General features: G+C 69.4%; 10 protein-coding genes. 7 read left to right on the top strand and 3 right to left on the bottom strand.

What is annotated here, in order from left to right:
* Positions 1–189 precede the first annotated feature (189 nt).
* From H4281_RS18275 to H4281_RS18265, 3 genes are all read right to left on the bottom strand, one after another.
* Positions 190–993: an alpha/beta fold hydrolase gene (locus tag H4281_RS18275; RefSeq protein ID WP_182892156.1), complete on the bottom strand. Its 804-nt coding sequence runs from the start codon at positions 991–993 to the stop codon at positions 190–192.
* Entirely contained in the window at positions 993–1,988 is a 996-nt protein-coding gene (locus H4281_RS18270; protein ID WP_182892155.1) for an LLM class flavin-dependent oxidoreductase, read from the bottom strand. The genes H4281_RS18275 and H4281_RS18270 overlap by 1 nt, the downstream gene beginning before the upstream one ends.
* 85 nt (positions 1,989–2,073) lie before the next feature.
* A complete protein-coding gene (locus H4281_RS18265; RefSeq protein ID WP_182892154.1) occupies positions 2,074–4,197 on the bottom strand; it encodes a HelD family protein in 2,124 nt (707 codons plus the stop codon).
* Between the two features lie 125 nt (positions 4,198–4,322).
* Between H4281_RS18265 and rsmD the strand changes: the two genes are divergently transcribed.
* From rsmD to rnc, 7 genes are all read left to right on the top strand, one after another.
* Positions 4,323–4,889, top strand: a complete 567-nt coding sequence (rsmD, locus tag H4281_RS18260; RefSeq protein ID WP_182892153.1) for a 16S rRNA (guanine(966)-N(2))-methyltransferase RsmD — start codon at positions 4,323–4,325, stop codon at positions 4,887–4,889.
* A gap of 52 nt (positions 4,890–4,941) precedes the next feature.
* A complete protein-coding gene (coaD, locus tag H4281_RS18255; RefSeq protein ID WP_182892152.1) occupies positions 4,942–5,424 on the top strand; it encodes a pantetheine-phosphate adenylyltransferase in 483 nt (160 codons plus the stop codon).
* 141 nt (positions 5,425–5,565) lie between these two features.
* Positions 5,566–6,285 (top strand): ribonuclease domain-containing protein, encoded by a 720-nt coding sequence (locus tag H4281_RS18250; RefSeq protein ID WP_182892151.1) that lies wholly within the window; start codon positions 5,566–5,568, stop codon positions 6,283–6,285.
* A 153-nt stretch (positions 6,286–6,438) separates the two neighbouring features.
* Positions 6,439–7,164, top strand: coding sequence for a DivIVA domain-containing protein (locus H4281_RS18245; RefSeq protein ID WP_182892150.1), 726 nt, complete (start codon positions 6,439–6,441; stop codon positions 7,162–7,164).
* Positions 7,165–7,412: 248 nt separating this feature from the next.
* Positions 7,413–8,030 carry a YceD family protein gene (locus H4281_RS18240; protein WP_182892149.1) on the top strand — a complete coding sequence of 206 codons (618 nt, stop codon included), beginning with the start codon at positions 7,413–7,415 and terminating at the stop codon, positions 8,028–8,030.
* Between the two features lie 74 nt (positions 8,031–8,104).
* Complete coding sequence (gene rpmF / locus H4281_RS18235; protein WP_009074209.1) at positions 8,105–8,287, top strand: 50S ribosomal protein L32; 183 nt, start codon at positions 8,105–8,107, stop codon at positions 8,285–8,287.
* A 14-nt stretch (positions 8,288–8,301) separates the two neighbouring features.
* Entirely contained in the window at positions 8,302–9,042 is a 741-nt protein-coding gene (gene rnc, locus H4281_RS18230; RefSeq protein ID WP_182892148.1) for a ribonuclease III, read from the top strand.
* The last annotated feature ends 99 nt before the right edge of the window (positions 9,043–9,141 follow it).

Here is a 9,141-nt window from a genome sequence, read left to right as displayed (position 1 = left end):
GCGGGATTACCGTGCGGTTTCGTTACTGGTCAGTACGCTAACGAGGGCCCTGCCCGCAGACAAGAACTTGCCCCGTCCCGCGGGGTCACGGCGGCGTAACCGCCGAATTCTTGTGCGGTTGTGACAACTGTGCGGAATGCGGTTGTCAATGCGGGAAAATAAATACCGGTGCGGCGGTTTCCGGATATTTCAGCGAGCGAGCCAGCGGTGCAGCGAAGCGGTCAGCGCCTCGGGTGCGTCGAGCTGGATCAGGTGTCCGGCCGAACGGACCAATTCCAGTCCGGCGCCCGGGATCGTCCCGGCGAGCCGGTGGGCGCGGTCGACCGGGATCCAGGCGTCCTCGGTGCCCCACACCACGAGCGTGGGCACGCTGACGTCGCGGTAGCGCGGCTCGATTTCGTCGGTGTACCGCTGATCGGCCTGCGCGATCTGCCGGTAAAAGGCGGCCTGCCCAGTCGCACCGAGCCAAGGCGCGACGAGCATGTCGTGCGCTTCGGCGGACAACGGACGATGCGCGGCACCCGCGATGTACTCCCGCACCAGCGCTTCGTGCAGATTCGGCGGCAGTTGCGCGAACACGGCCGCGTTCTCCGCCACCAGACGGAAGAACTCCGAACCCCACGGGGCCAACGCGACGACGTCCACCAGCGCGAGCGACCGGTAAGCCGCGCCGTGCAACAGAAACGCGCGCAAGCTGACCGCGCCGCCGTAGTCGTGCGCCACCACGTCCGGCTCTTCGAGGCCCCAATGGTCCAGCAGCGCGGCGAACGTCTCGCCCTGCGCGGCCAGTGAAACGTCCTGGCCTTCGGCCATCGTGGAACTGCCGTAGCCCGGCATGTCCCACAGGTACACGGTGAAGTCCGGCGTGAACGTCGACGCGATCGGCTCCCACAGCTTCGACGACCACGGCGTGCCGTGGCAGAACACGAGCGGCGGCCCCGAACCCTGCCGGGACCACCGCACCTGCTGCCCGTGCCAGTCGAAGACCTCCATCAGCGCTTCAGGTCCGCGACGATCTCGTACGAGCGCACGCGGTCCTCGTGGCCGTGCACCATTGTGGTGATCATCAGCTCGTTGGCATCGGTGTCGGCCAGCAGCTGGTCCAGTCCCTTCCGGACACTCTCCGGCCCGCCGACGATGCTCGACCCGAACCGCTCGGCGAGGAACGCGCGGTCCATTTCGGTGTACGGGTACTCGGCGGCATCCTCCGGCGTCGGCAGCGCGATCGGGCGGCCGCGGCGCAGGCTCAGGAAGGTCAGCCCGCTCGGCCCGGCCAGGTACTCCGCGCGCTCGTCGGTCTCGGCGGCGATCACCTGCACGCCCAGCATCACGTAGGGCTCGGAAAGCACTTCGGACGGACGGAAGTTCTCGCGGTACAGCCGCACCGCGGGCAGCGTGTTCTCGGCGGCGAAGTGGTGCGCGAAGGAGAACGGCAGCCCCAGCCGTCCGGCCAGTTGCGCGCTGAAGCCGGACGAGCCCAGCAGCCACACGGGCGGCTTGTTGCCCTCGGCGGTGACCGCGTTGACGCCGCGCGCCGCGTCCGGCTCGAAGTAACTGATGAGCTCCATCAGGTGCTCGGGGAAGTTCTCCGCGGACAGCCCGCCCGGCCCGCGCAGCGCGAGCGCGGTGCGCTGGTCGGTGCCCGGCGCGCGGCCGATGCCCAGGTCGATCCGGCCCGGGTGGAACGCCTCCAGCGTGCCGAACTGCTCGGCCACCACGAGCGGCGCGTGGTTCGGCAGCATGATCCCGCCGGAGCCGACGCGGATGCTCTCGGTGGCGTCCGCGACGTGCCCGATCAGCACCGCCGTGGCCGAGCTGGCGATGCCCGGCATGTTGTGGTGCTCGGCGAGCCAGTACCGGTGATAGCCCAGCCGTTCGGCATTGCGGGCGAGATCGAGCGTATTGCGCAGCGCCTCGCCGACCCCCTTCCCTTCGGAAACGGGGGAGAGGTCGAGCACGGACAGCGGTACGTCAGGCAGGGAGGTCACGTAAGGGCGTAACGCACGGGGCGGCGGTTCCCTTCCCGGTCACTGTCTCGTGAGTGGCGATCACGGTTCTAACCGCGATCGCCACTCACGAGGCAGGCAGCCAGTCCGGGTCCGAGGCGAGCACGATCAGCTGCTGGGTCGCCCGGGTGAGCGCGACGTACAGCACGCGCCGCCCGGTCGAGGACTCGGTGACCAGGTCCATCGGCTCGACCAGCACCACCGCGTCGTATTCGAGGCCCTTCGAATCGAGGGACCCGACGACCTTCAGCCGCTCGTCGGCCTGCCCGGAGAGCCAGCCCTCGACCTCTTCGACGCGGTCCATGGCGGTGATCACCCCGACCGTGCCCTCGACCGCGCCGAGCAGTTCCTTCGCCGCGCTCTGCGTCGCCGTCGCCAGCGCCGCCTGGTCGACCGGCCGCACCTCCGGCTCGATTCCGGTAGTGCGCACGGCCTTGGGCAGTTCGTCGGCCTGCGCGTGGCCCGCCACGACCTTCGCCGCCAGGTCGAAGATCTCCGCCGAGTTCCGGTAGTTCGTCCGGAGCGTGAAGCGCCGCCGCGTGGTCTTCACGCCGAACGCCTGGTCGCGCGCCTGCGCCGCCTCGTCGGGATCCGGCCACGAACTCTGCACCGGGTCGCCCACGACCGTCCAGCTCGCGTACTTGCCGCGACGGCCGATCATCCGCCACTGCATCGGCGAAAGGTCCTGCGATTCGTCGACGACCACGTGCGAGTACTCGTCGTAGTGCTCCGGACGATGCGGCGCGCCGCCGGAACTGCCGCGCTCCGGAGCCACCTCGACCACGGTCTGCCGGCGGCGGCGCTTCGGCTCCGGACCGACCAGCACGCGCAACTCGTCCAGCAACGCGACGTCGGCGACCGACCAGCCGCGCGAACGGTCCGCGAAATCGGCCGACAGCAGGCTGATCTCGTTCCGGTTCAGGATGCCCTTGGACGCGGCGGCCATCCGCTTCTCGGTGCCCAGCCACTTGAGCACCTGTGCCGGATACAGCACCGGCCACCACACCACGAGGAAGCGGTGGAAGTCGATGCGCTCGCCGAGATCGTTGATCAGCTCCGCGCGGTCGATCTCCTTGCCGTCCGCCTTCGCGTACTCCTCGGCCTTGTCCGCGAGCGCGGCCAGAAGCAGCTCTGCCACGCGTACGCGCGACCGGTTCGGCGGCGCGCCCTGCGTGTGCGCCTTGCGCCGTACCTTGTCCAACTCGCGCGCGGTCAGCTTCAGGACTTCGCCGCGATAAACGATCTTCAGCTCCGTCGGCGCTTCGGGCGGGGTGTCGCGCAACGCGCGCAGAAGCACCTTTCGCATCCGCAGCGAACCCTTGATCGCAGCCAGTGCGGCTGTGTCCTGTCGCGTCGCTTCGAGACCGTCGAGCACTTCGCCGAGCGCGCGCAGCTCTACGTTCGTTTCGCCCATCGACGGCAGCACGCGCGAGATGTACGTGGTGAAGACGCCCGAAGGACCGATCACGAGAACGCCCGCGCCGCCGAGCTGACGGCGGTGCCGGTACAGCAGGTACGCGGCACGGTGCAGCGCGACGGCCGTCTTGCCGGTGCCCGGACCGCCGGTGATTTCGGTGACGCCGCGCCACGGCGCGCGGATGACCTCGTCCTGTTCCTTCTGGATCGTGGCCACGATGTCGCGCATCTTCTCGCCGCGCGAACGGCCGAGCGCGGCCATCAGCGCGCCCTCGCCGACGATCTGCATGTCCTCGGGCACGGCGTCGGCGATCAGCACGTCGTCGTCCACGTCCAGCACCGTCTGCCCGGAGCAGCGGATCACCCGGCGGCGCACGACGTCCATCGGCTCTTCGGCGGTGGCCTGGTAGAAGGCGGCGGCCGCGGGCGCGCGCCAGTCGGTGACCAGGTTGTCGAACTCGGTGTCGCGGATGCCGAGACGGCCGACGTAGATGTGCTCGCGGTCGAGGTGGTCGAGCCTGCCGAAGACCAGGCCCTCGTACTCGGCGTCGAGCGTCTGCAGGGTCTGGTTCGCGTGGTAGACCATCATGTCGCGCTCGAACAGCATCGACGCCTGCTCGAAGATCGCTTCGCGCTGTGCGCCTTGGCCCAGCTCGTAGCCCTTGGCCCGCATCGCCTCGGCCTGGGTCCGCAGCTCGGCGAGCCGCGTGTAGACCCGGTCGACGTGTGCCTGCTCGACGGCGATCTCAGCCCGTCTCACCCGGGGTTCCGACACGCAACGCTCCCTTGAACTCCATCAACGCGCCTCTGGAGGGCGAAGGACGACTCTACGCGCCCGCGCGCGCGGGTTCGGCAAGTCCTGCCCAACGCCACATCGCGACCTTGGGCGAAGATGGCCGGGTGACGAGGATCGTGGCGGGGAAGGCGGGCGGACGGCGGCTGAAGGTGCCGCCCAAAGGCACCCGCCCGACGTCGGAGCGGGTGCGGGAAGCACTGTTCAACGCCCTCGAAGTGGCCGGTGAGCTGGACGGTGCCCGCGTGCTCGACCTCTACGCCGGCTCGGGTGCGCTCGGTCTCGAAGCGCTTTCGCGCGGTGCCGCGGACGCGTGGTTCGTGGAGGCCGACCGCCGGGCGGCAGACGTGCTTCGCGGCAACGTCGCCGATTTACGGCTAGGCGGCACGGTGCGAGCCGGGCAAGTGGAGACAGTGGTCGCTGCGCCTGCGACGGCGCAGTTCGACGTGGTGCTCGCAGATCCGCCGTACGCAGTCGACGCTGCTTCCCTGGGCACTGTGCTTGCTTCGCTACACAGTGGTGGCTGGCTCGCCGAAGGCGCGTTGGCCGTGATCGAACGTGCCGCGCGCGACGGTGCTCCGGACTGGCCGTCGACTTTCAAGCCGCTTCGCGACAAGCGTTACGGCGACACGGCGCTGTACTGGGCTGAGTACGACAGCTCATCTGAGGTGTGACGCAGTCGTCACGAGAGCGCGCGCGACGGCGCGGCTTGATAGCGTCCGCGCCATGCGGCGTGCGGTCTGTCCCGGTTCTTACGATCCGGCCACCAACGGACATCTCGACATCATCGAGCGGGCTTCGGTGCTCTTCGACGAGGTTGTCGTCGCGGTGGGGGTGAACAAGAGCAAGAAGGGCCTCTTCAGCGTCGAGGAACGCATGGAGATCCTGCGCGAGATCACCGCGAAACTGCCGAACGTGCGCGTCGATTCGTGGCAGGGCCTGCTCGTGGACTACTGCCGCGATAACGACATCGCCGCGGTCGCGAAGGGCCTGCGTTCGGTCAGCGACTTCGACTACGAACTGCAGATGGCCCAGATGAACCGCGAGCTCACCGGGCTCGAAACGCTGCTGATGGCCAACAACCCGGCCTACGGCTTCGTGTCGAGCTCGCTGGTCAAGGAGATCGCGGCGCTCGGCGGCGACATCGAGAACCTGGTGCCGCCGGTGGTGTACGAACGCCTCGTCGCGGTCTACGCCAAACAGGACTGAGCACCGCGTCCGGCCGGAAGGCCAGTCCAGCGGCCGATTTAGCCTGAACGGATTACTGCCTTCGTCGGGACTTCGGCCGCGGCCCGAAGCTGTTCACCTCGCGTCATTCTGCAGACCACCCGTCCGGGTTACCGTCCGAAAATGACCAACAACCGCAGCCGCATAGTCGGTGTCCTTTTCGCACTGCTGGTCGGTTTCCTGGGGTTCGGCACGGCCGCGGAGGCCGTCCCGCTGTCCCCGGCGGCTCCGGCGTCCGTGCAGCCGAAGCAGAACTCCTGTGGGGATCTGTCCGGTTTCACGCACGTCAAGCTGTCGGCGCTGCCCGCGCAGGCGACTGACACCTACAAGCTCATCCAGACGAACGGGCCGTTCCCGTACCCGAAGAACGACGGCGTCGTCTTCACCAACCGCGAGGGGATCCTGCCCTCCTGCTCGTCGAGCTACTACCACGAGTACACCGTGCCCACGCCCGGTTCGAGCAACCGCGGCACCCGCCGGATCGTGACCGGCCAGGGCGGCGAGTACTTCTACACCGGCGACCACTACGAGTCCTTCCAGGTCATCGACATCGACGGCGGCAGCACGCCGACGAAGTGCGGCGACCTGTCGAAGCTGAGCCCGGTCGGCTACTCGACGCTGTCCGACGACGCCAAGCAGGTCGTCGACGGCGTGCGCGCCGGCACCCTCAACGACGGCACGACGTACGAGAACCGCGAGGGCGTCCTGCCCGCGTGCGACGCCGGCTACTACACGCTCTACGACGTCGGCTCGGAAGACCGCGTGATCTCCGGCAAGGGCGGCGAGCTCGTCTACACGCCGGACCACTACGCCACCTTCCAGAAGATCGATCTGAACGGCTGAGCACGGTTCGCCGGGGCGGTCCCACCGGCGGGTGAGACCGCCCCTTCCGGCACACATCAGGACACGCCCGGTCGGGTGCTCGTTCACCGGTTCAGGCTGCGAAGCGGGCAGACTGGAAGCCAGTGATCGGGGAAACTGCTTGAGGGAGTGGCCGTGTACCGGGTTTTCGAGGCACTCGACGAGCTCGTCACGATCGTCGAAGAGGCCCGTGGGGTTCCCATGACGTCCAGCTGCGTGGTGCCCCGCGGCGACGTCCTCGAGCTGCTCGACGACGTCCGCGACGCGCTTCCCGGCGAAGTGGACGACGCGCAGGACGTGCTCGACAAGCGCGACGACCTGCTGCTCGCCGCGCGCAAAGAGGCGGGGGAGACCGTCGCGAGCGCGAACGAGGAAGCCGAGCGGACGGTGTCGGACGCCACGTCCGAGGCCGAGCGCATCCTCGCCGACGCGCGCGCCCGCGCGGAGCAGATGCTGGGCGACGCGCACAACGAGGCCGAGCGCATGGTCGCGGGCGGGCAGGCCGAGTACCAGAACCTCACCGAACGGTCCCGCGCCGAATCCGAGCGGATGATCCAGGCCGGCCGCGACGCCTACGACCGCGCGATCGAGGACGCCCGCGCCGAACAGGCCCGGCTCGTCTCGCAGACCGAGGTCGTGCAGGCCGCGCACGCCGAATCCGCGCGGATCGTCGACGAGGCGCACGCCGAAGCCGACCGCCAGCGCGCCGACTGCGACGCGTACGTGGACGGAAAACTGGCCGAGTTCTCCGAGCTGCTGGCCACCACGCTGCGCACTGTCGACTCGGGCCGCAACCACCTGCGCTCGCCCTCGACCGGGCACGGCGGCGGCCGCTCGACGCTGTACGACTACCAGGTCTGAGTTCCCGCCTCGCAGCCGGGCGCGAGGCCGCACACCACAGCTACTGAGAAAACCCCAATGTGGCATTGGGTGCGTCAGATGCACCCAATGCCACATTGGGGCGCATGACCCGCCGCGCACGCGCCGCGCATCCGGTACCGCCCGGCACTGTGGCCCCGCGGGTGCCGGTCACGGTTCCGGCCGCGTCGGCACTCGCCAGGTCCGGCCACCTCCAACGCGGTTGCGAGGGCTGCGTACGCTGGTAGGCGATGTCCGAAAACCCTGCCCAGAACCCCCGCCCCGCGCAACTCGACGACCGCAGCCCGTGGGTGGTCGACACCCGTGAGCTCGGCCGCCGCGCGGGACTCAGCCGGGAGCTGCGCCGCAGCGCGCCCGTGCCGACCTCGCTCGGCGTGCCCGGCGTGCTCGAAATCCGCGAAGGCGAGCCGGTCGAGCTCGACCTGATGCTCGAGTCCGTCGTCGAGGGCGTCCTCGTCACCGGCACCGCCGCGGCGGTCGCCACCGGCGAGTGCTCGCGCTGCCTCGACCCGGTCACCGAGAACGTCGAGGTCGACCTCACCGAGCTGTTCGCCTACCCGGGCTCGGCCACCGAGGAGACCACCGACGAGGACGAGATCCCTCGCCTGGTCGACGACCGGATCGACCTCGAGCCGACCGTCCGCGACGCCGTGGTGCTGGCGCTTCCGCTCGCCCCGCTGTGCCGCGAGGACTGCCCGGGACTGTGCATCGAATGCGGCGTCAAGTGGGCCGATCTCGAGCCCGGACACGGGCATGAGAAGATAGACCCTCGGTGGGCCGCGCTGGTCGAGCGATTCGACGAGAACGCGGGCGAAAAGCCTGCGCACGGCTCCGGAGAGCAAGCCTGACGAGCGTCCAGCTCGATCCGGGAGAAGTAAGTTCGCTCGCATCCGCGAGCAGACCGTTTGAAGGAGATCTACTCGTGGCCGTCCCGAAGCGGAAGATGTCGCGATCCAACACGCGCTCCCGCCGCAGCCAGTGGAAGGCGGCTCCGGTTCAGCTGGTGCCCTGCTCCAACCGCGCCTGCCGCCAGCCGAAAATCCAGCACGTCGCTTGCCCGGCTTGCGGCCAGCACAACGGCCGCCAGGTCGTCGAGCCCGCCTGAGCGGGCAGCCGACCATGGGGGGTAAGCCCGTCGGAGGACCCGCGGCCGATCCCGCATCGTTGCTCGAGGCGCTCGGGGTCGTTCTCGACCCCGAGCTGCTCCGTCTTTCGCTCACCCACCGCTCGTACGCGTACGAGCACGGCGGCCTGCCGCCGAACGAGCGACTGGAGTTCCTCGGAGACGCGGTGCTCGGCCTCGTCGTCACCGACCACCTCTACACCACCCACCCCGACCTGCCCGAGGGGCAGCTCGCGAAGCTGCGCGCCAGCGTCGTCAACATGCACGCGCTGGCCGGCGTCGCGCGCGGGCTCGGCGAGGGCGGGCTCGGGGCGCATCTGCTGCTGGGCAAGGGCGAAGAGCTCACCGGCGGCCGGGACAAGGCGAGCATCCTCGCCGACGGTCTCGAAGCCGTCATCGGCGCCACGTACCTCGCGCACGGCATCGAGGTCGCGCGCAAGCTCGTGCACCACCTCTTCGACGGGTTGCTGGCCGAGGCTCCGCTGCGCGGGGCAGGCCTCGACTGGAAGACCAGTCTGCAGGAGCTGACCGCCTCCGGGGGACTCGGCGTGCCCGAGTACCGCGTCGAGGACAGCGGTCCCGACCACCGCAAGGAATTCACCGCCACCGTGCTGGTGGCGGGCCGCGCACTGGGCGAAGGCAACGGCACCACGAAGAAGGAAGCCGAGCAGAAGGCCGCGGAGACCGCTTGGCGGGCCCTGTCGGAGGAACTCGGCACGGGCGACGACGCGAGCTGACGCGTTTTCACTCTTCCCGGGGCCGGTCGACTCAGGTCGACCGGCCCCGTTTTCGTCGGTGGCGCGACCGGCTCCGGCTGTGTCCCGCTGGTTCTCGCG

Origin of the sequence: Amycolatopsis dendrobii, assembly GCF_014145675.1 — a bacterium.
Classification (GTDB): Bacteria; Actinomycetota; Actinomycetes; order Mycobacteriales; family Pseudonocardiaceae; genus Amycolatopsis; species Amycolatopsis dendrobii.
The sequence above is the reverse complement of the archived record's forward strand: the minus strand, read 5'-3'. Positions and strand labels throughout refer to the sequence as shown.